The sequence below is a fragment of the Enterobacter sp. B79-1 genome (assembly GCF_057444735.1).
On record NZ_JBYAZJ010000004.1, the window covers coordinates 262,620 to 286,678 of the forward strand.

Below are 24,059 nucleotides of genomic sequence, written 5' to 3' on the forward strand. Positions count from 1 at the left end.
TGAAGTATGACGGGTATAGAAGTCTGTTACAGGTAAGTATTTACCACAAGCGGAGAAAAATCAGTCTGAACCCAAAACAACGGAGGAAGCATGGGCAAGAAAATCGCAGTCTTGATTACCGACGAGTTTGAAGATTCAGAATTCACCTCTCCAGCAGAGGCGTTCCGCAAGGCGGGACACGACGTCATCACCATTGAGAAAGAGGCGGGCAAAACGGTGACAGGCCATAAAGGCGAGGCCACGGTGACGATTGATGAATCTATCGATAACGTTAGCCCCTCAGATTTTGACGCCCTGCTGTTACCCGGCGGCCATTCACCGGATTCCCTGCGCGGAGATGAGCGCTTCGTCACCTTCACCCGTGACTTTGTGAGCACCGGTAAGCCGGTATTTGCTATCTGCCACGGCCCACAGCTGCTGATCAGCGCCGAAGTCGTGCGCGGGCGTAAGCTTACCGCCGTGAAGCCGATCGTTATCGATCTGAAAAACGCAGGCGCTGAGTTCTACGATCAGGAGGTGGTCAACGACAAAGACCAGCTGATCACCAGCCGAACCCCGGACGATCTCCCGGCGTTTAACCGCGAAGCGCTACGCCTGCTCGGCGCGTAGCCAGTGCAGCTTCTTGCCAAAGCCCAGGGTGTTGTCGGTAAATTTCAGCTCATCGAGGCGGATTTCCCACACCGGGGCTTTTAGCGCAGCGGCAACGGGAAAGCGGCGCGTGTAGTGCCTACGATGCGCGTCGCTCTCTTCTCCCTCCAGCCGACGAATTTCACCTTTGAACTGCACGCCGCGGATCAGCGCGACCGTTTTCGGCTGGCCGTTTACCGTACCCGCCACCTTTGCCTGCTGGCCGGTCATCTGCGCATGACGCGTGTCGTCTTCACTCATGACATAAAACGCCACGCGCTCAGGGTCGTAGTAGTAAAACGCGTTGGCGCACCACATCTCACCCTCGTCGCAGACGCACCAGGTGACAACATGCTGCTTCGCCAGCCAGCGGTTAATGGCGGCCAGTGTTTCCATTTTCGTTCTCTCTCATGCTATGGTGCGTTCACCTTAACATACTGAATCTGTTTACCGTGTGCTGGTTTCTCTATCTTGTCCGAACCGCTGATAACGCTCTCTACACCGGGATCACCACCGATGTGGCGCGGCGTTTTTTACAACATCAAACGGGGAAAGGAGCAAAGGCGCTGCGGGGGAAAGGGGAACTGCAGCTGGCATTTTCAACCGCTGTGGGCGACCGATCGCTGGCGCTCAGGCTGGAATACCGCATCAAGCAGCTCACGAAGCGCCAGAAGGAGAGCCTCGTCACCGGAGACGGCTCCTTTGAGGCGCTACGCGAGAGCCTGATTAAAAGCGATTGAAATGGTCGTGGTAGTCCACCAGGCCATTGACGCCGTTGAGGGCGTCGTCCGCCAGACGGTGCACCTGGAAAGCGGATTCCGTACCTGGCCAGCGGCAACGCAGGTCGTAATGTGCGGCCTGCTCGAAGCCTAATCGACCATAGAACGCCGGATCGCCCAGCGTGACGACGGCGGCATAGCCAAACTCATTCAGCGAGTCCAGTCCTTCATAGACCAGTTGGCGCGCCAGACCTTGCCCGCGATAGTTTTCATCTACCGCCAGCGGTGCCATTCCTACCCACTGAAGATCGTCGCCCTGAACGATGACCGGGCTGAAGGCGACATAGCCGACAACCTGACCTTCATCATCGGTAGCAACCAGACCCAGCGTGATCAGGCCGTCTTCACGGAGATCGTGGACCAGTTGAGCTTCCGCATCGCTCTCAAAAGAGCGGCGCAATAACGCATCGATACCCGGTGCATCAATCCCAATTTCGACTCGAATCAGCATGGCTCACCTACTGAAGTGTGTTTACCGTCCGGCGGGGTTTTCAGCCCGGCCTCAACAAAATCTGCCATTTGCATCAACATCACGCGCAGCGCTTTCGGCATCTGCTCCAGCTCAATGGCATCCATTAAATTCTTCACGTACAGGCCAAGTTCCGTATCGCCTTCAATCACCAGACGGCGCTGGAAGAAGAGCGTATCCGGATCCTGCTTACGTGCGGCGATCATCAGCAGATCGCTGGCATCAGCGCTAAAGCTCACGTCCGCCTCGGCGGATTCGCGCACGATCAGCTGGCCGTTCTCTACGGAGGTAAACCAGCGCAGCCCGATGTCGCGTACCTCAATGCTCAGCCAGCGGCCTTCCAGGAACTCCAGCTCGCCGTCCTGCAGTGCCTGGCGGAACTGCCAGCTCAGGACCTGCTCCAGCACCTGGCGCTTAAGCGCGAACGGTGCCAGCTTGACCGGCACGCTCAGCATAGATGGACCCAATTGTACGAGACGTGAACGCAGTTTCTCCAGCACGAGCTTTACTCCCTGATATCTGTAATCCCGCTATTTTGCCACATCCATTCCGGAACATAGCGGCGTAAATCAACAAACCGTCGTCCGGCTTACCTCATTATTGGTGTCATCAATACGCCATTAGCTGCCTTAAATCAAAAATTGTCGCCTGTGGGTTAATTAAAATCCCAGCTCGTTAACAATTTTGCGATCCCTGCGATCGAGAACATCAGGATAAATTATGGAGCTGCTCTGCCCTGCCGGAAACCTTCCGGCGCTTAAGGCGGCCATCGAAAATGGGGCCGATGCGGTCTATATCGGGCTAAAGGATGATACCAACGCTCGCCATTTTGCTGGCCTCAACTTTACGGAGAAAAAGCTTCAGGAAGCCGTTAACTTCGTTCATCAGCACCGCCGCAAACTGCACATTGCCATCAACACCTTTGCCCATCCTGATGGCTACGCCCGCTGGCAGCGCGCGGTGGACATGGCGGCACAGCTGGGTGCCGATGCACTGATCCTGGCCGACCTTGCCATGCTTGAGTATGCAGCAGAACGCTATCCGCATATTGAGCGCCACGTCTCTGTTCAGGCATCCGCCACCAACGAAGAAGCCGTGCGTTTTTATCATCAAAACTTCGACGTGGCCCGCGTGGTGCTGCCGCGCGTGCTCTCTATTCATCAGGTTAAGCAACTCGCGCGCGTCACGCCAGTGCCGCTGGAAGTTTTTGCCTTTGGCAGCCTGTGCATCATGGCCGAAGGCCGCTGCTATCTCTCCTCTTATTTAACCGGTGAATCGCCGAATACCGTCGGAGCGTGCTCCCCTGCCCGCTTTGTTCGCTGGCAGCAGACCCCCCAGGGGCTGGAGTCTCGCCTGAATGAGGTGCTGATTGACCGCTATCAGGACGGTGAAAACGCCGGTTATCCAACCCTATGCAAAGGCCGCTACCTGGTCGACGGCGAGCGCTACCACGCGCTGGAGGAGCCAACCAGCCTCAACACGCTGGAGCTGCTGCCGGAACTGCTGGCGGCCAATATTGCCTCGGTGAAAATCGAGGGTCGCCAACGCAGCCCGGCCTACGTGAGCCAGGTGGCGAAAGTATGGCGTCAGGCCATCGACCGCTGCATGGCGGACCCGCAGAGCTACGCTCCGCAGGCGGCCTGGATGGAGACGCTCGGTTCGATGTCCGAAGGCACGCAAACCACCCTTGGCGCGTATCACCGTAAATGGCAGTGAGATAACCATGAAATATTCATTAGGACCGGTGCTCTACTACTGGTCAAAAGAGACGCTGGAAGATTTTTACCAACAGGCCGCCGCCAGCAGCGCCGATGTGATTTACCTCGGCGAAGCGGTGTGCAGCAAGCGCCGCGCCACCAAAGTGGGCGACTGGCTGGATATGGCGAAAAGCCTGGCCGGAAGCGGCAAGCAGGTGGTGCTCTCGACGCTTGCTCTGGTGCAGGCGTCTTCCGAACTGGGCGAGCTGAAGCGCTATGTCGAAAACGGCGAATTCCTGCTGGAAGCGAGCGACCTCGGCGTGGTGAACATGTGCGCTGAACGCAAGCTGCCGTTTGTCGCGGGCCATGCCCTGAACTGCTATAACGCCGTGACCCTGCGCCTGCTGCTTAAGCAGGGGATGACGCGCTGGTGCATGCCGGTTGAACTCTCCCGCGACTGGCTGGCAAACCTGCTGAATCAGTGCGACGAGCTGGGCATTCGCAATCAGTTTGAAGTGGAAGTGCTGAGCTACGGGCATCTGCCGCTGGCCTACTCCGCCCGCTGCTTTACCGCGCGCTCGGAAGACCGCCCGAAAGACGAATGCGAAACCTGCTGCATCAAGTACCCGAACGGACGCAGCATGCTGTCGCAGGAAAACCAACAGGTGTTTGTCCTCAACGGCATTCAGACCATGAGCGGCTATGTCTATAACCTCGGTAACGAGCTGGCGTCGATGGACGGGCTGGTGGATATGGTGCGTTTGTCGCCGCTGGATACCGGCGTGTTCGCGATGCTGGATGCCTTCCGCGCCAATGAAAACGGCGCCGCTCCGCTGCCACTGACGGCAAACAGCGACTGCAACGGTTACTGGAAACGTCTCGCCGGGCTGGAACTTCAGGCGTAAAAAAGGCTCACTTTGTTAACAACAGTTATCATTTTTTAATGCAGTATTAAAGATTCACCGTCGACAAAGTGAGCTGTTATGACTGACAAAACCATTCCGTTTTCGGTGCTGGATCTGGCGCCGATCCCTCAGGGTTCCTCGGCTCGAGAAGCCTTTTCGCACTCTCTCGATCTCGCTCAGCTGGCCGAAAAGCGTGGCTATCACCGCTACTGGCTGGCCGAGCACCACAACATGGTGGGCATCGCCAGCGCCGCCACCTCGGTACTGATTGGCTATCTGGCAGCCAATACCACTACCCTGCACCTGGGCTCCGGCGGCGTGATGCTGCCAAACCACGCCCCGCTGGTGATTGCCGAGCAGTTTGGCACCCTGAACACTCTCTATCCGGGGCGTATTGATTTGGGCCTTGGTCGTGCGCCGGGCAGCGACCAGCCGACCATGCGCGCCCTGCGCCGCCATATGAGCGGCGATATCGACAACTTCCCGCGCGACGTGGCCGAGCTGGTGGACTGGTTCGACGCGCGCGATCCGAACCCGCACGTTCGCCCGGTCCCGGGCTACGGTGAGAAGATCCCGGTTTGGCTGTTGGGCTCAAGCCTGTATAGCGCACAGCTCGCCGCGCAGCTTGGGCTGCCGTTTGCCTTCGCCTCGCACTTCGCACCGGATATGCTGCATCAGGCGTTGCATCTTTACCGCACGAACTTCAAACCGTCCGAGCGTCTGGAGAAGCCGTACGCGATGGTCTGTATCAACATCATTGCCGCCGACAGCAATCGCGACGCGGAATTCCTGTTTACCTCCATGCAGCAGGCGTTTGTGAAGCTGCGTCGCGGTGAGACGGGCCAACTGCCGCCGCCGGTGGAGAATATGCATCAGCTGTGGTCAGCCTCCGAACAGTATGGCGTTCAGCAGGCGCTGAGCATGTCGCTGGTGGGTGATAAAGCGAAAGTGCGTCACGGGCTGGACGCGGTGCTGCGCGAAACGCAGGCGGATGAGATTATGGTTAACGGCCAGATTTTCGATCATCAGGCGCGTTTGCATTCGTTTGAACTGGCGATGCAGGTGAAAGAAGAATTGGTGAGGTAGTTTTTTTGCCGGATGGCGGCTTCGCCTTATCCGGCCTACGCGATCCCTGTAGGCCCGGTAAGCGTAGCGCCACCGGGCAATGTATTTACTGGTAAACAGGCAACAGGTTAAAACTCGACAGCACGTGTACCAGGGCATTGCCAACACCAAACACCAGAATCAGCACAATCATTGGCTTGCCGCCCCAGACGCGGAATTTAGGGCTGCCGAAGCGTTTACGTGATTTACGCGCCAGCAGCGCTGGCACAATCGCCGCCCAGATGGTTGCCGCCAGCCCGGCATAGCCAATGGCGTACAGGAAACCGTTCGGCCACAGCAGACCACCCACAATCGGCGGCAGGAAGGTCAGCAGCGCGGTTTTGAAGCGCCCCATCGCAGAATCATCAAAGCCAAACAGATCCGCCAGGTAGTCAAACAGCCCCAGGGTCACGCCGAGGAATGAACTCGCCACCGCAAAGTTAGAGAAGACCACCAGCAGCAGGTCCAGGCTGCGGCTGTTCAGCACGCCGCTCAGGGCCTGCACCAGCACGTCGATGTTACCGCCCTTCTGCGCAATGCCGATAAATTCTGGACGTGGGATGTTGCCCATCGTCCCCAGCAGCCAAATCACGTACAGCCCCAGCGCCAGCAGCGTACCGTAGACCAGACACTTCACAATGGTGCGCGGATCTTTGCCGTAGTACTTCATCAGGCTCGGCACGTTGCCGTGGTAACCAAACGACGCCAGACAGAACGGCAGCGTCATCAGCAGGTACGGCGTGTAGGAGGTATTCACTTCGGCGACGTTAAACAGCGTGGCGGGCGTCACATGCCCCAGCAGGCTGCCGAAGGTCAGGAAGAAGGTGATGACCTTAGCGCCCAACACGATCGCCGTCATGCGGCTCACCGCCCTGGTACTCATCCAGACGATAAACGCCACGCCCAGTGCAAAACAGAGCCCCGCCAGACGCGCCGGAACGTTCAGCGACATCTCAGCAAAAGTGTGATGCAGAATCGAACCGCTCGCGGAGATATACGCATAGGTCAGGATGTAGAGCACAAACGCGATGGACAGCCCGTTCACCAGGTTCCAGCCTTTGCCCAGCAGATCTTTGGTGATGGTGTCGAAGCTGGAGCCAATGCGATAGTTGAGGTTGGCTTCAAGGATCATCAGCCCGGAGTGGAGCATACAGAACCAGGTGAACACCAGCGCCGCCAGCGACCAGAAGAACCACGCACCGGACATGACCACTGGCAGGGAGAACATCCCAGCACCAATGATGGTACCGCCGATGATCACCACGCCGCCAAGCAGCGAGGGTGACGTTTGGGTGGTGGTTAGTGTCGCCATACAGCCATTACTCCAGTCAAAAATGTGGTATGCAGTTTAATGTGCAGCACTGTACCAGTACAAGAGTACAAAGGGAATAAAAAAAGCCCCGATAGCAATTATCGGGGCTGTATATATTACTTTACGTCAGTGGCGTAAGGCTTACGCGTCACGGCGACGGCTTGAGCTGTCGTCACGACGTGGGCCACGGCTTTCACGGCGTTCGCCGGAGAAACGACGTGGTTCACCACGACCTTCGCTACGACCGCCTTCACGACGCTCGCCACCGAAGCTGCGGCCACCGCCACGACGTTCGCCACCGCGGTCAGAGCGAGGCTGTGCATCACCCATCAGCTGCATGTTCATCGGCTTGTTCAGGATGCGAGTACGCGTAAAGTGCTGCAGTACTTCGCCCGGCATGCCTTTTGGCAGTTCGATGGTGGAGTGAGTACCGAACAGCTTGATGTTACCAATGTAACGGCTGCTGATGTCGCCTTCGTTAGCAATCGCGCCAACGATATGACGAACTTCAACACCGTCATCACGGCCAACTTCAATGCGGTACAGTTCCATTTCGCCAGCGTCACGACGCTCGCGACGTGGACGGTCTTCACCACCACGCTCTGGACGGTCACCGCGTGGGCCACGGTCATTGCGGTCATTACGGTCGCCACGACGTTCGAAACGATCGTCACGGTCACGGAATTCACGCTTAGGACGCATTGGCGCATCTGGTGGCACGATCAGGCTACGTTCGCCCTGAGCCATTTTCAGCAGTGCTGCAGCCAGGGTTTCCATATCCAGCTCTTCGCCTTCAGCGGTAGGCTGAATCTGCGACAGCAGCGCACGGTACTGATCCAGATCGCTGCTTTCCAGCTGCTGCTGGACTTTCGCGGCGAATTTTTCCAGACGGCGTTTGCCCAGCAGATCTGCGTTTGGCAGGTCAGCTTCTGGAATGGTCAGCTTCATGGTGCGTTCAATGTTACGCAGCAGACGACGCTCGCGGTTCTCAACGAACAGCAGCGCACGGCCAGCACGACCCGCACGACCGGTACGACCGATACGGTGAACGTAAGACTCAGAATCCATTGGGATGTCGTAGTTTACAACCAGGCTGATACGCTCAACGTCCAGACCACGTGCTGCCACGTCGGTTGCAATCAGGATATCCAGACGACCGTCTTTCAGACGCTCCAGAGTCTGCTCACGCAGGGCCTGGTTCATGTCGCCGTTCAGCGCTGCGCTGTTGTAGCCGCTACGCTCCAGGGCTTCAGCCACTTCCAGGGTCGCGTTTTTGGTACGAACGAAGATGATCGCCGCATCAAAATCTTCTGCTTCCAGGAAACGTACCAGCGCTTCGTTTTTGCGCATGCCATACACAGACCAGTAGCTCTGGCTGATGTCCGGGCGAGTGGTCACGCTGGACTGAATACGCACTTCCTGCGGCTCTTTCATGAAGCGGCGGGTAATGCGACGGATAGCTTCTGGCATGGTTGCAGAGAACAGAGCGGTCTGATGACCTTCCGGGATCTGCGCCATGATGGTTTCGACGTCTTCGATGAAGCCCATACGCAGCATTTCATCTGCTTCATCCAGTACCAGGCCGCTCAGTTTAGAGAGGTCCAGAGTACCGCGCTTCAGGTGATCCAGCAGACGGCCCGGCGTACCGACAACAATCTGTGGGCCCTGGCGCAGGGCGCGTAACTGCACGTCATAACGCTGGCCGCCGTACAGGGCTACCACGTTTACGCCGCGCATATGTTTAGAGAATTCCGTCATTGCTTCAGCAACCTGAACAGCCAGTTCACGGGTTGGAGCCAGGACGAGGATCTGCGGAGCACGCAGGTCCGGATCGATGTTGTTCAGCAGCGGCAGCGAGAATGCTGCGGTTTTTCCGCTACCAGTCTGGGCCATGCCCAGCACGTCACGACCAGAGAGCAGATGTGGGATACATTCTGCCTGGATCGGAGATGGTTTTTCGTAACCCAGATCGTTAAGGGCTTCAAGGATAGGAGCCTTCAGGCCCAGATCTGCAAAAGTGGTTTCGAATTCAGCCATGTAGTACAAGTGCCTCGATATTAATGGCGGCCAGTCTACTTAGCTCATCGTGAAAATGATTAGCAATTTTCATTGAAAAGTGTGAACCGGCTCAAAGTAGGTGTATTGACGAACAACAACGCCCTCACCAGTTAAGGTGATGGCAATCAAAAGATTACGGGCTGATGTTTATGTCGTCAGCTATTGCTGGTCCGATTCTGCCAGGTCGTCTTGCTCCTGGCCCAAGAGCGATAATTCCAACAATGCATAACGGTGCTCAACGAAGTTGTGTACGTTGTTAGCAACCGCTAATTTGAACAGTGCCGTAGCGCTGTCCATATCCCCCAGACTTAGGTAATACTTACCTAAATAGAAGTTGGTTTCACTGAGATGCTCAGCGAGCGAGGTGTTATCCGTTGCGTCCGCCTTGAGGCGTTCCATTAGCGTTGCTTCGCTAATGTTGCCCAGGTAGAACTCGACAATGTTCCATCCCCATTGTTCCTTGTCCGATTTCTCGAAGCGCTGTTTCAGTGCTTCTTTGGCCTGCTTCTCATCGAGCTTCTGCTCAACGATGTAAAGCCACAGGCTGCGGAAAGGATCATTAGGATCGTCTTGATAAAACGCCAGCAGATCATCTTGCGCTAACTTATCACGACCGCCGTAATACAATGCGATACCGCGATTCAAGTGCGCGTAGTTGTAAGTTGGATCAAGCTCAAGTACAGAATCAAACGCTTCATAGGCAGCATCAAAATTGCCTGCCTGCGTTAAGTAAATGCCTAAGTAATTGAATACTTCAGGCATATCAGGTCGAATTGCCAGCGCTTGTGAAAAATCATTCCGCGCTAATGCCCTCAGACCGAGACTATCATACAACACTCCGCGCTCATATAAAAGCTGTGCGCGTTCGTCATCGGTTAAAGCCCGACTGGCAAGAATTTGTTCCATGCGTGCCAGAATCACTTCCTGCTGCAAAGTCGGTTGCAATGGCACTGCGAGGACTTCGCTCTTACGCCAGGCAGAGTTGCTGCATCCTGCCAGCGTTAAAGCTGTCGCAACGAAACACCAGCGCAAAAAAGGCTTCATTTCCCACTCCCGAAGACAACTATTGGATGAACGTCCTGTCCCCCGGCGGCTTAACAAGGCGTCCTGCCTGATAATAAACCCTCCGCCGAAGCGGAGGGCAAATGCTACCTTACTCGCCTTGTTCTGCGGCTGGCGCTTCTGGCGCAGCGGCAGGAGACTGCTCGGTTGCTTCTTTAATGCTCAGACGGATACGGCCCTGACGGTCAACTTCCAGAACCTTAACCGGCACTTCCTGACCCATCTGCAGGTAATCGGTCACTTTCTCAACGCGCTTGTCAGCGATCTGAGAGATGTGAACCAGACCTTCTTTACCGCCACCGATGGCAACGAATGCGCCAAAGTCAACGATACGGGTCACTTTACCGGCATAGATACGGCCCACTTCGATCTCTGCAGTGATCTCTTCGATGCGGCGGATAGCGAATTTCGCTTTTTCGCCGTCGGTTGCTGCGATCTTCACAGTACCGTCATCTTCGATTTCGATCGTGGTGCCAGTCTCTTCGGTCAGAGCACGGATTACGGAACCGCCCTTACCGATAACGTCTTTGATCTTGTCTGGATTGATCTTGATGGTGTGGATACGCGGAGCGAACTGAGAAATGTCGCCACGTGGCGCGTTAATCGCCTGTTCCATCACGCCCAGGATGTGCAGACGCGCACCTTTAGCCTGGTTGAGAGCAACCTGCATGATCTCTTTGGTGATACCTTCAATTTTGATATCCATCTGCAGCGCAGAGATACCTTCGCGGGAACCCGCGACTTTGAAGTCCATATCGCCCAGGTGGTCTTCGTCGCCCAGGATGTCAGACAGAACAACAAAGTTGTCGCCTTCTTTCACCAGACCCATAGCGATACCAGCCACAGCGGCTTTGATTGGTACGCCTGCATCCATCAGCGCCAGAGAGGCACCACACACGGAAGCCATGGAAGAAGAACCGTTAGATTCGGTGATTTCAGAAACCACACGAACGGTGTACGGGAATTTGTCAGCTTCTGGCATCACTGCCAGTACGCCGCGCTTCGCCAGACGACCGTGACCAATTTCACGACGCTTCGGCGAGCCAACCATACCGGTCTCACCTACGGAGTACGGAGGGAAGTTGTAGTGGAACAGGAAGCTGTCAGTACGCTCGCCCATCAGTTCGTCGATGTTCTGTGCGTCACGTGCGGTACCCAGGGTCGCGGTAACCAGCGCCTGTGTTTCGCCACGGGTGAACAGTGCGGAACCGTGAGTACGTGGCAGTACGCCAGTACGAACGTCCAGACCACGGATCATGTCTTTTTCGCGGCCATCGATACGCGGTTCGCCTGCCAGTACGCGGCTACGAACGGTGTTTTTCTCGATAGCGTGCAGAATTTCGCTCAGCTCGTTAGCATCCAGGGATTCATCTTCAGCCAACAGCGTCGCGATGGTTTCAGATTTGATGACGTCAACCTGAGCGTAACGCTCTTGTTTGTCGGTGATGCGGTATGCATCGCTCAGACGTGTGCCTGCCAGTGCAGCAACGCGTTCATTCAGCGCGTCGTTAACCGCTTCTGGCTGCCAGTCCCAACGTGGTTTACCGGCTTCTTTCACCAGGTCGTTGATGTTCTGGATAACGATCTGCTGCTGGTCGTGGCCAAATACCACAGCGCCCAGCATCTGGTCTTCGCTCAGCAGTTCAGCTTCGGATTCAACCATCAGAACCGCTGCTTCAGTACCGGCAACCACCAGGTCCAGCTTACTTTCTTTCAGCTCTTCCTGGGTTGGGTTCAGCACGTACTGGTCGTTGATGTAGCCAACGCGCGCGGCACCGATTGGGCCATTGAATGGAATACCAGACAGTGACAGGGCAGCAGATGCGCCGATCATAGCAACGATGTCCGGGTTAACCTGTGGGTTAACGGAAACAACGGTCGCGATAACCTGTACTTCGTTAACGAAGCCTTCCGGGAACAGTGGACGAACCGGGCGGTCAATCAGACGCGCGATCAGGGTTTCGCCTTCGCTTGGACGGCCTTCACGACGGAAGAAACCACCCGGGATTTTACCGGCAGCGTAGGTACGCTCCTGGTAGTTAACGGTCAGCGGGAAGAAGTCCTGACCTGGTTTAGCTTTTTTCTGGCCAACAACGGTAACGAATACCGCGGTGTCATCCATGCTTACCATAACGGCAGCAGTAGCCTGACGTGCCATCATGCCGGTTTCCAGCGTGACGGTATGTTGACCATACTGGAATTTACGAACGATCGGATTCAGCAAAGTTCTGTCCTTTCTTAAATGTATGACAGCACACCACAGGTGTGCTGACGATTTAACCCGACCTTCTTCGCATCCTCGCGACTAATGACAACCGACACCCCCATGGGTGAAGCCTCTCATTAGCCGCGCGAACCTCTGCAATGAAGATCATTTATAGCAACAATACAATAGTTTCCAGTGAATTGCTGCCGTCTGGTTGAAAAAAGGGGCCATCAGGCCCCCTTTTCTGAAACTCGCAAGACTTAGCGACGCAGACCCAGACGCTCGATCAGCGCGGTGTAACGTGCAACATCTTTACGTTTCAGGTAGTCGAGCAGTTTACGACGCTGAGAAACCATACGCAGCAGACCACGACGGCTGTGGTGATCTTTTTTGTGCTCTGCAAAGTGACCCTGCAGGTGGTTAATCTGTGCAGTCAGCAGTGCAACCTGAACTTCGGTAGAACCGCTGTCGTTAGTACCACGACCAAACTCAGAAACGATTTTAGCTTTAGCTTCAACGCTTAGAGACATTTTCAAACTCCAGAATATAAAGAATGTAAGGATGCCGATCTCTAATTCAGCAATCCCAGTATACGACCAACAAATTGTTAAACAATTTGCAGATCGTTAAGCGGCGATATTCTACTCGTCTCCCCTGCTTATCGCAAGGTGAGGTGTTATCGCCGTCACGCTTCGATCGGATACTCGACGACCAGACGACGCGGCGCAACGCGCCCTTCACCGTCCATTTCGCCCATACCGATGAATTTCCCGTCGTCGCCTTCCGTCACGCGTACCAGCCCTTCAAGCGGCGCATCCGCCGTACGAACCGGGTTGCCGTTCTTAAAGTAAACGGACGATGTTAAAGGAAGATTAACGATCGGGAAGTCCGCCGCCGGACTGTCCATTGGCATCAGCAAGGGATCCAGCAATTCTGCTGGCGCTTTTCCCTGCACTTCCGCCTGTTCAACCAGCTCGCGAAGATGCTCAAGCGTCACCATGCGTTCGACCGGATACTTGCTGACAGCCAGACGACGCAAGTAAATCACATGCGCCCCGCAGCCCAGCTTTTCACCGAGGTCATCGATGATGGTACGAATATAGGTGCCTTTCGAACAGTGTACTTCCAGCTCCAGCTCATCGCCTTCATGGCGAATGAACAGCAGTTCATACACGGTAATCGGACGGGCTTCACGCGGAACGTCGATGCCCTGGCGCGCATATTCGTAGAGCTTCTTGCCCTGATATTTCAGCGCCGAATACATCGACGGCACCTGCATCGTGTCACCACGGAAGCTTTCCAGCGCCGCATCAAGCTGCTCTGCGCTGAAGGTCACCGGGCGCTCTTCGACTACCTGGCCATCCGCGTCGGAGGTATCCGTGCGCTGGCCCAGTTTAGCGATAACGCGATAACGCTTATCGGAATCCAGCAGATACTGGGAGAACTTTGTCGCCTCTCCCAGGCAAACCGGCAGCATACCGGTCGCCAGCGGATCCAGCGCGCCCGTATGGCCCGCACGGTTGGCGTTAAAAATACGCTTCACTTTTTGCAGTACGTCGTTGCTGGATGCGCCCTGCGGTTTATCCAGCAGCAGTACGCCATGCACGTCGCGACCGCGACGACGAGGACGACTCATCAGTCCTCCTTGCTGTCGTCCGCTGGGTTCACACGACGCTCATCGTCATGTTTCACCACGCTGGTCACCAGGTTGGACATGCGCATACCTTCTACCAGCGAGTTATCGTAGAAGAAGGTCAGCTCAGGCACGATACGCAGACGCATCGCTTTGCCGAGCAGAGAGCGGATGAAACCAGAGGCTTCCTGCAGCGCTTTAATGCCGTTTTTCACCGCGGCTTCGTCCTGATCGTTCAGGAAAGTCACGAACACTTTGGCATACGCCAGATCGCGGGACATCTCAACGCCAGACACGGTGGTCATCATACCAATACGCGGGTCTTTGATTTCGCGCTGCAGGATGAGCGCGATCTCTTTTTGCATTTCCTGCGCTACGCGCTGAGGGCGACCAAATTCTTTCGCCATAATAAATTCTCCAGACAAAAAAGGGGCTAAAAGCCCCTTTTAAAATTATTGCCGGGTGGCGCGAGGCGATCCCGGCTTACAATCGGTAATTAAGCGATGGTACGCTGAATTTCGATGATCTCGAACACTTCGATCATATCGCCAACGCGAACGTCGTTGTAGTTCTTCACGCCGATACCACATTCCATGCCGTTACGGACTTCGTTAACGTCATCTTTGAAGCGGCGCAGGGATTCCAGCTCGCCTTCGTAGATAACCACGTTGTCACGCAGTACGCGGATTGGGTTGTGACGCTTGATGTTACCTTCGGTAACCATACAGCCCGCGATCGCACCGAATTTCGGTGATTTGAACACGTCACGTACTTCAGCCAGACCGATGATCTGCTGTTTCAGCTCAGGAGACAGCATGCCGCTCATCGCTGCTTTCACTTCGTCGATCAGGTTATAGATGACGGAGTAGTAGCGCAGATCCAGGCTTTCAGCTTCAATCACTTTACGCGCAGACGCATCCGCACGAACGTTGAAGCCAACCAGGATAGCGTTAGAGGCAGCAGCCAGGGTTGCGTCGGTTTCGGTGATACCACCTACGCCAGAACCGATGATCTTCACTTTCACTTCGTCGGTAGACAGTTTCAGCAAGGAGTCGGAGATCGCTTCCACAGAACCCTGAACGTCAGCTTTCAGAACAACGTTCACTTCGTGAACTTCGCCCTCGGTCATGTTCGCGAACATGTTCTCGAGTTTAGATTTCTGCTGACGAGCCAGTTTAACTTCACGGAATTTACCCTGACGATACAGTGCAACTTCACGCGCTTTCTTCTCGTCACGCACAACGGTCACTTCGTCACCGGCAGCCGGAACACCAGATAGGCCCAGGATTTCCACTGGAATGGACGGACCCGCTTCCAGCACTTCCTGACCCAGTTCGTTACGCATCGCACGAACGCGGCCGTATTCGAAACCACACAGAACGATGTCGCCTTTGTTCAGCGTGCCTTCGCGAACCAGAACGGTTGCAACCGGACCACGACCTTTATCCAGGAAGGATTCGATAACCGCGCCGCTTGCCATACCTTTACGAACCGCTTTGAGCTCCAGAACTTCAGCCTGCAGCAGGATAGCGTTCAGCAGGTCGTCAATACCGGTACCTGCTTTTGCAGATACTGGGATGAACTGTGCTTCACCGCCCCACTCTTCCGGCATAACGCCGTACTGAGACAGTTCGTTCTTCACGCGATCCATATCGGCTTCTGGCTTATCGATTTTGTTGACTGCAACAACCAGAGGTACCTGCGCCGCTTTTGCGTGCTGGATAGCTTCAATGGTCTGTGGCATCACGCCATCGTCTGCCGCAACAACCAGTACAACGATATCCGTTGCCTGAGCACCACGAGCACGCATTGAGGTAAACGCTGCGTGGCCTGGGGTATCCAGGAAGGTGATCATGCCGTTTTCGGTTTCTACATGGTAAGCACCGATGTGCTGGGTAATACCACCCGCTTCGCCGGATGCCACTTTAGTAGAGCGAATGTAGTCAAGCAGAGAGGTTTTACCGTGGTCAACGTGACCCATGATGGTCACAACTGGTGCACGCGGTTCAGCCGCTGCGCCAGTGTCACGGTCGCTCATTACTGCTTCTTCCAGCTCGTTTTCACGACGCAGGATAACTTTGTGGCCCATCTCTTCAGCAACCAGCTGTGCGGTTTCCTGGTCGATGACCTGGTTGATGGTCGCCATTGCACCCAGCTTCATCATCGCTTTGATGACCTGAGAGCCTTTAACGGCCATCTTGTTCGCCAGATCGCCAACGGTGATGGTTTCACCAATCACAACGTCACGGTTAACGGCCTGAGCTGGCTTCTGGAAGCCCTGCTGCAGAGCGGAACCTTTACGCTTGCCGCCTTTACCACCGCGAACGGCTGCACGAGCTTCTTCACGGTCAGCTTTAGATTCAGCGTGCTTGTTACCTTTTTTCGCTGGACGCGCGGCTTTGGTGTTACGACCACGGCCACGGCCGCCTTCAACTTCACGGTCGTTGTCGTCTTCAGCCTGACGCGCGTGCTGAGAAGTGGTCACATGATAGTCGCTGGTGTCTTCAGTCGTTTCAGCGGTATTCACGCCATTCTTCTCGTTTTCTTCTGCCATACGGCGCGCTTCTTCAGCAACACGGCGAGCTTCTTCTTCCAGCTTACGGCGGGCTTCTTCTTCCGCTTTACGCTTCAGCTCGGCAGCTTCATTTTCACGGCGGGCTTTTTCAGCCTGGGCGGTTTTGGTCATTTCGTCTGTCTGTTGATTGCTCACTTTGTCTTTTTCCGCAGCGTCACGCTTCACTTTATCACTTGCGTCGCGTTTCGCTTTTTCTGCGGCCTCACGTTCAGCTTTTAATTCTGCTTCACGTTTGGCGGTTGCTTCCGCCGCACGCTGAGCTTGTTCTTCCGCTTCACGCTGTGCCTGCTCTTCCGCAGCAAGGCGTTCTGCCTCTTGCGGATCACGTTTTACAAAGGTGCGCGTCTTGCGGACTTCAATTTGTACCGATTTACTTTTGCCACCGGTACCAGGGATGTTTAACGTGCTACGCGTTTTGCGCTGCAGCGTTAACTTGTCAGGCGTAGAACCGTGTTCACGGTTCAAATGCGTTAACAAGGTTTGTTTTTCTTGCGCGGTCACCGAGTCATCAGCGGACTTCGGGATCCCTGCATCAGCAAATTGCTGTACCAGGCGGTCCACGGAGGTCTGAATCTCAGCAGCCAGCGATTTTACAGTTACATCAGTCATGCTGTTCCTTCCTGCTACAGTTTATTACGCTTCGTCGCCGAACCAGCAAATATTACGTGCGGCCATGATGAGCTCGCCGGCTTTCTCGTCGGTTAAACCTTCGATATCAGCCAGGTCATCAACGCCTTGCTCAGCGAGATCTTCCAGCGTACAAACACCACGGGCAGCCAGCTTGAACGCAATCGCACGATCAAGACCTTCCAGATTCAGCAGGTCATCAGCCGGCTTCTTATCGCCAAGGCTTTCTTCCTGAGCCAGTGCCAGGGTGGTCAGTGCGTTTTTAGCGCGTTCACGCAGGGCTTCAACTGTCTGTTCATCCAGACCGTCAATTTCCAGCAGCTCTTTCATTGGCACATAGGCCAGTTCTTCCAGCGTAGAGAAACCTTCTTCAACCAGAACAGTGGCGAAATCTTCGTCAATGTCGAGGTATTTAGTGAAGGTATCGATCGCCGCATGGGCTTCAGCCTGATGCTTAGCCTGCAGGTCGTCAACGGTCATCACGTTGAGTTCCCAGCCGCTCAGCTGTGACGCCAGACGTACGTTCTGACCGTTACGGCCAATCGCCTGCGCCAGGTTGCCCGCTTCTACAGCGATATCCATGGTGTGTTTGTCTTCGTCAACAACGATAGACGCGACATCAGCCGGAGCCATTGCGTTGATCACGAACTGCGCCGGGTTGTCGTCCCACAGAACGATATCAATTCGCTCGCCGCCCAGTTCGGTCGAAACCGCCTGAACACGCGCGCCGCGCATACCGACGCAAGCACCGACCGGGTCGATACGCTTGTCGTTGGTTTTCACCGCGATTTTCGCACGGGAACCCGGATCGCGAGCCGCCGCTTTGATCTCGATAACTTCTTCACCGATTTCCGGCACTTCGATACGGAACAGTTCAACCAGCATTTCTGGTTTAGAACGGGTCACGAACAGCTGTGCACCACGCGCTTCAGGACGCACGGCGTACAGAACACCACGGATACGGTCGCCTGGACGGAAGTTTTCACGCGGCAGCATATCTTCGCGCAGGATTACGGCTTCAGCGTTACCCGGCATCCCTTCGGATTTGATCTCCAGAGAGATGTTGTCGCGATTCACTTTCTTCACCACACCGGTGATGATTTCGCCTTCCTGATCGCGGAACTGATCGACAACCAGCGCGCGCTCGGCTTCGCGAACTTTCTGCACGATAACCTGTTTAGCGGTCTGGGTCGTGATACGGTCGAAGGTGACAGATTCAATCTGATCTTCAACGTACTCACCCACGTTCAGACTTTCGTCTTCAAAACGGGCGGCTTCCAGCGTGATCTCTTTGGTCGGCTGGGTCACTTCTTCAACGATTACCCAACGACGGAATGTATCGAAGTCACCGCTTTTACGATCGATTTCTACGCGAACATCGATCTCTTGTTCGTATTTTTTCTTGGTTGCTGTAGCCAGTGCACTTTCCAGCGCTTCGAAAATCTTCTCACGCGGCAGTGATTTCTCGTTGGAGACGGCTTCAACAACAGCCAAAATTTCTTTGTTCATCGCGGGCTTTTCACCTCAATCCAGACTGTTAAAAGTGGGGAACCAGGTTCGCCTTCTGGATATTACTCAGCGCGAACACTTCATCTTTGCCGTCGACTGTCACCGTGATCATTTCACCATCAACGGCTTTGATAATTCCCTGCCATTTACGGCGGTTCTGTACGGCCATACGCAGAACGAGAGCCACTTCTTCACCGGTAAAGCGCACATAGTGCTCGGCCGTGAACATCGGGCGATCGAGGCCAGGTGAGGAAACTTCCAGGTTGTACGCAACGGTAATCGGGTCTTCAACATCAAGAACCGCACTCACCTGGTGGCTAACATCAGCACAATCATCAACATTGATGCCATCTTCACTATCAATATAGATGCGCAGCGTCGATGTACGGCCGCGAACGAATTCGATGCCGACCAGTTCGTAGCCCAGTGCTTCGACCGGTGCAGTAATCATCTCTGTTAATTTTTGCTCTAATGTGGACAAGCCCACCCCCAAGACATAAAAAAAGGGCGTAAAGCCCAGTTATTCTGTAGTCAGATAACAAAAAACCCCGATAAATCGGGGCTTTAGATAACTGAACCCTATAGCCACAACTGTGGCCTGGAGCACTCTCCGAAAGAATTTTTTCAAATCCAGCTACGAAGGCTCTAAGTCTTCACAGTATATTTGAAAAAGAACTTTATGGGAAAGTGGTTGCGGGGGCCGGATTTGAACCGACGACCTTCGGGTTATGAGCCCGACGAGCTACCAGGCTGCTCCACCCCGCGCCTGAAACGTGGCAAATTCTACGCGTTTTAGGTAGAAAATGCAAATAATGCTGGGATTTGGTACCGAAGACGGGACGTAAAATCGGCGTTCAGTATATTGATAGTTGACCCTGCCTGTCAAGGCGACTTCCGCCAGATCGATTAGACCAAATTTTTTACAAAAAACGCATGAGTCTCTTCCGGTCTTCGGCAAAAGATGATTAAATGAATACTCACTTATTTTGCATAAAAATGCACAAGAGAGCGAAAACGGTCTCTAATCAGTCAATCAAGCAGGGTTTTATTATATGACGACGATTCTCAAGCATCTTCCGGTAGGACAACGTATTGGCATCGCTTTCTCAGGCGGCCTGGATACCAGCGCTGCACTGCTGTGGATGCGCCAAAAGGGAGCGGTTCCGTATGCATATACTGCGAACCTGGGACAGCCAGATGAGGAAGATTATGACGCGATCCCTCGTCGTGCCATGGAGTATGGCGCAGAGAACGCACGACTGATTGACTGCCGCAAGCAACTGGTAGCCGAAGGTATCGCTGCGATTCAGTGCGGTGCTTTTCATAACACCACTGGCGGCCTGACCTATTTCAATACCACTCCGCTGGGCCGCGCCGTGACGGGCACCATGCTGGTTGCCGCCATGAAAGAAGATGGCGTGAATATCTGGGGTGACGGCAGTACCTATAAAGGCAACGATATCGAACGTTTCTATCGTTATGGCCTGCTGACCAACGCCGAGCTGCAGATTTACAAACCGTGGCTGGATACCGACTTCATCGACGAACTGGGTGGTCGTCATGAGATGTCTGAATTCATGATTGCCTGCGGTTTTGACTATAAGATGTCCGTCGAAAAAGCGTACTCCACCGACTCCAATATGCTAGGTGCAACGCACGAAGCGAAAGACCTGGAATTCCTGAACTCCAGCGTGAAGATCGTTAACCCGATCATGGGCGTGAAGTTCTGGGACGAGAACGTCAAAATTCAGGCTGAAGAAGTCACCGTACGCTTCGAGCGCGGCCATCCGGTTGCGCTGAACGGTAAAACGTTCTCAGACGACGTTGAGCTGATGCTGGAAGCTAACCGCATTGGCGGTCGTCACGGTCTGGGCATGAGCGATCAGATTGAAAACCGTATCATCGAAGCGAAAAGCCGTGGCATCTATGAAGCCCCGGGAATGGCGCTGCTGCACATCGCTTACGAGCGCCTGCTGACCGGTATTCATAACGAAGACACTATTGAACAGTATCACTCTCATGGTCGTCAGTTGGGTAAACTGCTGTACCAGGGCCGCTGGTTCGATCCGCAGGCGCTGATGCTGCGTGATGCACTGCAGCGTTGGGTGGCAAGCGCGATCACTGGTGAAGTAACGCTGGAACTGCGTCGCGGCAATGACTACTCCATCCTGAATACCGTGTCTGACAACCTGACCTATAAAGCAGAACGTCTAACCATGGAGAAAGGTGATTCGGTCTTCTCTCCGGATGACCGTATCGGTCAACTGACCATGCGTAACCTGGACATCACCGATACCCGCGAGAAGCTGTTCAACTATGTTGAGAATGGCCTGCTCTCCGCCAGTTCCGGTAACGGCCTGCCGCAGGTTGAAAACCTGGAACACAGCGATAAGAAGTAATAGTTACTCAGAAATGCAGAAGGCGCCCAATGGGCGCCTTTTTTATGCTCTTCGTAGGCCCGGTAAGCGCAGCGCCACCGGGCAACATGGCGGGTGGCGCTGCGCTTACCCGCCCTACAAAAGATCGGAGACAAACGATATACAGACGAAAAAAAAGACGTCTTGCGACGTCTTTCTTCTGGAATATTGGTACCGAGGATGGGACTCGAACCCACAAGCCCGTTAGGGCACTACCACCTCAAGGTAGCGTGTCTACCAATTCCACCACCTCGGTACGGAATACTTACTGCGGGATATCGCTGGTCGGCTTAGCCGGTGCAGCTGGCTGAGTTTGCTCAGTTTTCGCTGGCGCGCTCAGATTTTCCCACTCGCTTCCTTTACTGGTCTTGTTGCTGTTGATATTACCCAGCACCAGACTGATGATGAAGAACAGCGTAGCCAGAATCGCCGTCGTACGGGTCATGAAGTTCGCAGAACCACTTGAACCAAACAGCGTACCGGAAGCGCCTGCTCCGAAGGAGGCTCCCATATCAGCGCCTTTACCTTGCTGCAGCATGATCAGCGCTACAAGAGCGATGGCTACAATAAGGAAAATAACTAAAAGAGCTTCGTACATAATCAACCTGTTCCTTGCGGATTTGCCGCATACCAATGCTTCGACCAATTAGCAGGATTTTTGTTTCCCACTGAAGCGGGTGTGAATACTAACCAAAGCGAATGACCTTCGCAAGGGCATTTTCGACGCATTGTATCAACTGCGGAAAAAAACAGCAAAAAGCCATTAAATGCTTAAAACAAAGGCGGCAAGCGCCGCCTTTTTAAACACTTACTGTGAAAAGTTATGCAGCTTTCACCGCATCCGCAATACGATGCGCGAATTCAGTCACCTGCGCTTCGTCTTCGCCTTCAACCATCACGCGAATCAGTGGCTCGGTACCCGATTTACGCAGCAGTACACGGCCACGATTGCCCAGGGCCGCTTCAACGTCAGCCATCACCGCTTTCACGTTGTCATTTTCAAGCGGATCGCCTTTACCCGCTGTGAAACGCACGTTAACAAGGATTTGCGGGAACATCTTCATACCGCTGCAGAGATCGTGCAGGCTCATATGGTTGCGCGCCATGGCAGCAACAACCTGCAGACCCGCCACGATGCCGTCACCGGTGGTGGTTTTATCGAGCAGGATCACGTGACCGGAGTTTTCCGCACCGATTCGCCAGCCCTTCTCCTGCAATTTTTCCAGTACATAGCGGTCTCCCACTTTCGCGCGGACAAACGGAATACCGAGCTGTTTCAGCGCCAGCTCAAGGCCCATGTTGCTCATCAGCGTACCTACCGCGCCGCCACGCAGCTGCCCCTGACGCAGACCTTCACGTGCAATGATGTAGAGGATCTGATCGCCGTCGACCTTGTTACCTTCGTGGTCGACCATGATCACACGGTCACCGTCGCCATCGAGAGCAATACCCAGATCGGCTTTTTCCGCCAGCACGCGCGCCTGCAGGGCACGCACGTCCGTCGCTCCCACTTCTTCGTTGATGTTAAGACCATCCGGCTCACAGCCGATGGTGATGACTTTCGCACCCAACTCGCGGAAAACATTCGGAGCAATGTGGTAGGTCGCACCGTTTGCACAGTCCACCACAATTTTAAGATGGGCCAGACTCAGCTCATTCGGGAAGGTGCCTTTGCAGAATTCGATATAGCGACCCGCGGCATCGACGATACGGTTCGCTTTGCCCAGCTCAGCGGAGTCGACACAGGTGATCTCTTTTTCCATTTCCGCTTCAATGGCCTCTTCAACATCATCCGGCAGCTTGGTGCCGTCAATGGAGAAGAACTTGATGCCGTTGTCGTAGAACGGGTTATGAGAAGCCGAGATAACAATCCCCGCTTCCGCACGGAAGGTGCGCGTCAGGTAAGCCACAGCAGGCGTTGGCATTGGGCCTGTAAAGGAGGCAGAAAGCCCCGCAGCTGCCAGACCGGCTTCCAGCGCAGATTCCAGCATATAGCCTGAAATACGGGTGTCTTTACCGATGATGATCTTACGGGAACCATGACGTGCCAGCACCTTGCCAGCAGCCCAGCCCAGCTTCAGGACAAAATCAGGGGTGATTGGAGCATCGCCTACGCGCCCACGGATACCATCGGTACCAAAATATTTACGATTACTCATAGCGTTTGTTTTCCTTCGCTGCCAGTGTGGCTTCCACCACACGCATGGCTTCTACTGTTTCTTTTACGTCATGGACACGAATAATGTGCGCGCCTTGCATCGCTGCGATCACCGCGCAGGCCAGGCTACCACTCAGGCGTTCGCTCGGCCCCACATTCAGCAACTGCCCAATCATCGACTTTCTCGACATCCCCACCAGCAACGGCAGGCCGAAGTGATGAAATTCTGATAAGCGCGCAAGCAGCGCATAATTGTGAGAGAGATTTTTACCGAAACCGAACCCCGGGTCGAGCAGCAATTTCTCTTTTGCGATACCCGCACGCTCGCAGCGCGCAATATGCTCAATAAAGAAGCGATTCACGTCGGCAAAGACATCGTCATACTTCGGCGCTTCCTGCATGGTTTTCGGCTGCCCCTGCATGTGCATCAGGCAGACCGGTAGGCCAGTTTCCGCAGCCGCCTCAATCGCCCCAGGCTCAGTCAGTGAGCGAATGTCATTGATAATGTGAGCGCCCACTCTCGCCACTTCACGAATCACCTCAGGTTTCGACGTGTCAACGGAGATCCACACCTCAAATCGCTGAGCAATAGCCTCAACCACGGGCACCACGCGCGCCAGCTCTTCTTCCACAGAAACGTCCGCCGCGCCCGGGCGCGTCGATTCCCCACCGACATCAATGATGGTGGCACCTGCATTGATCATTAAATTTGCGTGCTTAACCGCCTCGATAAGCGTGTTATGCGTGCCGCCGTCAGAGAAGGAGTCAGGGGTAACATTCAGGATCCCCATCACATGCGGATGCGAGAGCTCGAGATGCGAGTCCTGGGCGAAGAGTTTCATGGCTAAAATCCCTGGTATTTATAAGGTTTAATGGATAAGAAAAACCCCGGAGCAAGCTCCAGGGTTTGAGGTACAGACA

23 protein-coding genes and 2 tRNA genes are annotated in these 24,059 nt (G+C 54.6%); 6 read left to right on the top strand and 19 right to left on the bottom strand.

Annotated features, from left to right (window positions below):
- Positions 1-90: 90 nt before the first annotated feature.
- Entirely contained in the window at positions 91-609 is a 519-nt protein-coding gene (locus AC2T6E_RS14145; RefSeq protein WP_416719538.1) for a type 1 glutamine amidotransferase domain-containing protein, read from the top strand.
- On the opposite strand, the gene AC2T6E_RS14150 is transcribed toward AC2T6E_RS14145, so the two are convergent.
- A complete protein-coding gene (locus AC2T6E_RS14150; protein WP_486692235.1) occupies positions 589-1,023 on the bottom strand; it encodes a YhbP family protein in 435 nt (144 codons plus the stop codon). The two genes, AC2T6E_RS14145 and AC2T6E_RS14150, sit on opposite strands and share 21 nt — an antisense overlap.
- Positions 1,024-1,037: 14 nt before the next feature.
- On the opposite strand from AC2T6E_RS14150, the gene AC2T6E_RS14155 reads away from it, so the two are divergent.
- A complete protein-coding gene (locus AC2T6E_RS14155; protein ID WP_486692237.1) occupies positions 1,038-1,367 on the top strand; it encodes a GIY-YIG nuclease family protein in 330 nt (109 codons plus the stop codon).
- Here AC2T6E_RS14155 and AC2T6E_RS14160 read toward each other — a convergent pair.
- Together AC2T6E_RS14160 and ubiT are read right to left on the bottom strand one after the other, a co-directional pair.
- On the bottom strand, positions 1,354-1,857 hold the full coding sequence (locus AC2T6E_RS14160) for a GNAT family N-acetyltransferase (protein WP_010435964.1): 504 nt from the start codon (positions 1,855-1,857) through the stop codon (positions 1,354-1,356). The genes AC2T6E_RS14155 and AC2T6E_RS14160 overlap by 14 nt on opposite strands.
- Positions 1,851-2,375 carry a ubiquinone anaerobic biosynthesis accessory factor UbiT gene (ubiT, locus tag AC2T6E_RS14165; protein ID WP_042715095.1) on the bottom strand — a complete coding sequence of 175 codons (525 nt, stop codon included), beginning with the start codon at positions 2,373-2,375 and terminating at the stop codon, positions 1,851-1,853. Before ubiT ends, AC2T6E_RS14160 begins: the two co-directional genes overlap by 7 nt.
- Positions 2,376-2,595: 220 nt before the next feature.
- Here ubiT and ubiU point away from each other — a divergent pair, with 220 nt between their 5' ends.
- The 3 genes from ubiU (at position 2,596) to AC2T6E_RS14180 (ending at position 5,563) form a co-directional block, all read left to right on the top strand.
- Positions 2,596-3,591 carry a ubiquinone anaerobic biosynthesis protein UbiU gene (gene ubiU / locus AC2T6E_RS14170; RefSeq protein WP_174340076.1) on the top strand — a complete coding sequence of 332 codons (996 nt, stop codon included), beginning with the start codon at positions 2,596-2,598 and terminating at the stop codon, positions 3,589-3,591.
- Between the two features lie 7 nt (positions 3,592-3,598).
- On the top strand, positions 3,599-4,477 hold the full coding sequence (locus AC2T6E_RS14175; protein WP_042715089.1) for a U32 family peptidase: 879 nt from the start codon (positions 3,599-3,601) through the stop codon (positions 4,475-4,477).
- Positions 4,478-4,555: 78 nt separating this feature from the next.
- Positions 4,556-5,563, top strand: a complete 1,008-nt coding sequence (locus tag AC2T6E_RS14180; protein WP_486692241.1) for a luciferase-like monooxygenase — start codon at positions 4,556-4,558, stop codon at positions 5,561-5,563.
- An 85-nt stretch (positions 5,564-5,648) separates the two neighbouring features.
- On the opposite strand, the gene mtr is transcribed toward AC2T6E_RS14180, so the two are convergent.
- The 12 genes from mtr to AC2T6E_RS14240 all read right to left on the bottom strand — a co-directional run bounded on the left by mtr (position 5,649) and on the right by AC2T6E_RS14240 (position 19,328).
- On the bottom strand, positions 5,649-6,893 hold the full coding sequence (gene mtr / locus AC2T6E_RS14185; protein ID WP_174340074.1) for a tryptophan permease: 1,245 nt from the start codon (positions 6,891-6,893) through the stop codon (positions 5,649-5,651).
- A gap of 141 nt (positions 6,894-7,034) precedes the next feature.
- Positions 7,035-8,930, bottom strand: coding sequence for a DEAD/DEAH family ATP-dependent RNA helicase (locus tag AC2T6E_RS14190; protein ID WP_316383023.1), 1,896 nt, complete (start codon positions 8,928-8,930; stop codon positions 7,035-7,037).
- A complete protein-coding gene (yrbN, locus tag AC2T6E_RS14195) occupies positions 8,923-9,003 on the bottom strand; it encodes a protein YrbN (RefSeq protein WP_097397692.1) in 81 nt (26 codons plus the stop codon). Before yrbN ends, AC2T6E_RS14190 begins: the two co-directional genes overlap by 8 nt.
- Positions 9,004-9,110: 107 nt before the next feature.
- A complete protein-coding gene (gene nlpI / locus AC2T6E_RS14200) occupies positions 9,111-9,995 on the bottom strand; it encodes a lipoprotein NlpI (RefSeq protein ID WP_003861782.1) in 885 nt (294 codons plus the stop codon).
- 109 nt (positions 9,996-10,104) lie between these two features.
- Entirely contained in the window at positions 10,105-12,237 is a 2,133-nt protein-coding gene (pnp, locus tag AC2T6E_RS14205) for a polyribonucleotide nucleotidyltransferase (protein WP_486692244.1), read from the bottom strand.
- Between the two features lie 242 nt (positions 12,238-12,479).
- Positions 12,480-12,749, bottom strand: a complete 270-nt coding sequence (gene rpsO / locus AC2T6E_RS14210) for a 30S ribosomal protein S15 (RefSeq protein WP_003861789.1) — start codon at positions 12,747-12,749, stop codon at positions 12,480-12,482.
- 155 nt (positions 12,750-12,904) lie between these two features.
- Entirely contained in the window at positions 12,905-13,855 is a 951-nt protein-coding gene (truB, locus tag AC2T6E_RS14215) for a tRNA pseudouridine(55) synthase TruB (RefSeq protein ID WP_108416131.1), read from the bottom strand.
- On the bottom strand, positions 13,855-14,259 hold the full coding sequence (gene rbfA / locus AC2T6E_RS14220) for a 30S ribosome-binding factor RbfA (protein ID WP_010435986.1): 405 nt from the start codon (positions 14,257-14,259) through the stop codon (positions 13,855-13,857). Before rbfA ends, truB begins: the two co-directional genes overlap by 1 nt.
- An 89-nt stretch (positions 14,260-14,348) precedes the next feature.
- Positions 14,349-17,036 carry a translation initiation factor IF-2 gene (gene infB, locus AC2T6E_RS14225; protein WP_089599828.1) on the bottom strand — a complete coding sequence of 896 codons (2,688 nt, stop codon included), beginning with the start codon at positions 17,034-17,036 and terminating at the stop codon, positions 14,349-14,351.
- A gap of 24 nt (positions 17,037-17,060) precedes the next feature.
- Positions 17,061-18,563 carry a transcription termination factor NusA gene (gene nusA / locus AC2T6E_RS14230; protein WP_486692247.1) on the bottom strand — a complete coding sequence of 501 codons (1,503 nt, stop codon included), beginning with the start codon at positions 18,561-18,563 and terminating at the stop codon, positions 17,061-17,063.
- Between the two features lie 28 nt (positions 18,564-18,591).
- On the bottom strand, positions 18,592-19,044 hold the full coding sequence (gene rimP / locus AC2T6E_RS14235; RefSeq protein ID WP_032639709.1) for a ribosome maturation factor RimP: 453 nt from the start codon (positions 19,042-19,044) through the stop codon (positions 18,592-18,594).
- 207 nt (positions 19,045-19,251) lie between these two features.
- Positions 19,252-19,328: transfer RNA gene (locus AC2T6E_RS14240), tRNA-Met, on the bottom strand.
- 287 nt (positions 19,329-19,615) lie between these two features.
- Between AC2T6E_RS14240 and argG the strand changes: the two genes are divergently transcribed.
- Positions 19,616-20,962, top strand: coding sequence for an argininosuccinate synthase (gene argG, locus AC2T6E_RS14245; protein ID WP_006178761.1), 1,347 nt, complete (start codon positions 19,616-19,618; stop codon positions 20,960-20,962).
- Between the two features lie 187 nt (positions 20,963-21,149).
- Here argG and AC2T6E_RS14250 read toward each other — a convergent pair.
- The 4 genes from AC2T6E_RS14250 to folP form a co-directional block, all read right to left on the bottom strand.
- Positions 21,150-21,236, bottom strand: a tRNA-Leu gene (locus AC2T6E_RS14250).
- Positions 21,237-21,245: 9 nt separating this feature from the next.
- Positions 21,246-21,578, bottom strand: a complete 333-nt coding sequence (secG, locus tag AC2T6E_RS14255; RefSeq protein ID WP_003861803.1) for a preprotein translocase subunit SecG — start codon at positions 21,576-21,578, stop codon at positions 21,246-21,248.
- A gap of 223 nt (positions 21,579-21,801) precedes the next feature.
- A complete protein-coding gene (gene glmM, locus AC2T6E_RS14260) occupies positions 21,802-23,139 on the bottom strand; it encodes a phosphoglucosamine mutase (RefSeq protein ID WP_010436000.1) in 1,338 nt (445 codons plus the stop codon).
- A complete protein-coding gene (folP, locus tag AC2T6E_RS14265; RefSeq protein WP_100166518.1) occupies positions 23,132-23,980 on the bottom strand; it encodes a dihydropteroate synthase in 849 nt (282 codons plus the stop codon). The genes glmM and folP overlap by 8 nt, the downstream gene beginning before the upstream one ends.
- Positions 23,981-24,059: the final 79 nt, after the last annotated feature.

What these genes read in the sequence shown, in the direction of transcription:
- AC2T6E_RS14145 (WP_416719538.1), top strand. Translation starts at nt 91, where the DNA reads ATGGGCAAGAAAATCGCAGTCTTGATTACCGACGAGTTTGAAGATTCA.
- AC2T6E_RS14150 (WP_486692235.1), bottom strand. Translation starts at nt 1,023, where the DNA reads ATGGAAACACTGGCCGCCATTAACCGCTGGCTGGCGAAGCAGCATGTT.
- AC2T6E_RS14155 (WP_486692237.1), top strand. Translation starts at nt 1,038, where the DNA reads ATGCTATGGTGCGTTCACCTTAACATACTGAATCTGTTTACCGTGTGC.
- AC2T6E_RS14160 (WP_010435964.1), bottom strand. Translation starts at nt 1,857, where the DNA reads ATGCTGATTCGAGTCGAAATTGGGATTGATGCACCGGGTATCGATGCG.
- ubiU (WP_174340076.1), top strand. Translation starts at nt 2,596, where the DNA reads ATGGAGCTGCTCTGCCCTGCCGGAAACCTTCCGGCGCTTAAGGCGGCC.
- AC2T6E_RS14175 (WP_042715089.1), top strand. Translation starts at nt 3,599, where the DNA reads ATGAAATATTCATTAGGACCGGTGCTCTACTACTGGTCAAAAGAGACG.
- AC2T6E_RS14180 (WP_486692241.1), top strand. Translation starts at nt 4,556, where the DNA reads ATGACTGACAAAACCATTCCGTTTTCGGTGCTGGATCTGGCGCCGATC.
- mtr (WP_174340074.1), bottom strand. Translation starts at nt 6,893, where the DNA reads ATGGCGACACTAACCACCACCCAAACGTCACCCTCGCTGCTTGGCGGC.
- AC2T6E_RS14190 (WP_316383023.1), bottom strand. Translation starts at nt 8,930, where the DNA reads ATGGCTGAATTCGAAACCACTTTTGCAGATCTGGGCCTGAAGGCTCCT.
- yrbN (WP_097397692.1), bottom strand. Translation starts at nt 9,003, where the DNA reads ATGAAAATTGCTAATCATTTTCACGATGAGCTAAGTAGACTGGCCGCC.
- nlpI (WP_003861782.1), bottom strand. Translation starts at nt 9,995, where the DNA reads ATGAAGCCTTTTTTGCGCTGGTGTTTCGTTGCGACAGCTTTAACGCTG.
- rpsO (WP_003861789.1), bottom strand. Translation starts at nt 12,749, where the DNA reads ATGTCTCTAAGCGTTGAAGCTAAAGCTAAAATCGTTTCTGAGTTTGGT.
- truB (WP_108416131.1), bottom strand. Translation starts at nt 13,855, where the DNA reads ATGAGTCGTCCTCGTCGTCGCGGTCGCGACGTGCATGGCGTACTGCTG.
- rbfA (WP_010435986.1), bottom strand. Translation starts at nt 14,259, where the DNA reads ATGGCGAAAGAATTTGGTCGCCCTCAGCGCGTAGCGCAGGAAATGCAA.
- infB (WP_089599828.1), bottom strand. Translation starts at nt 17,036, where the DNA reads ATGACTGATGTAACTGTAAAATCGCTGGCTGCTGAGATTCAGACCTCC.
- nusA (WP_486692247.1), bottom strand. Translation starts at nt 18,563, where the DNA reads ATGAACAAAGAAATTTTGGCTGTTGTTGAAGCCGTCTCCAACGAGAAA.
- argG (WP_006178761.1), top strand. Translation starts at nt 19,616, where the DNA reads ATGACGACGATTCTCAAGCATCTTCCGGTAGGACAACGTATTGGCATC.
- secG (WP_003861803.1), bottom strand. Translation starts at nt 21,578, where the DNA reads ATGTACGAAGCTCTTTTAGTTATTTTCCTTATTGTAGCCATCGCTCTT.
- glmM (WP_010436000.1), bottom strand. Translation starts at nt 23,139, where the DNA reads ATGAGTAATCGTAAATATTTTGGTACCGATGGTATCCGTGGGCGCGTA.
- folP (WP_100166518.1), bottom strand. Translation starts at nt 23,980, where the DNA reads ATGAAACTCTTCGCCCAGGACTCGCATCTCGAGCTCTCGCATCCGCAT.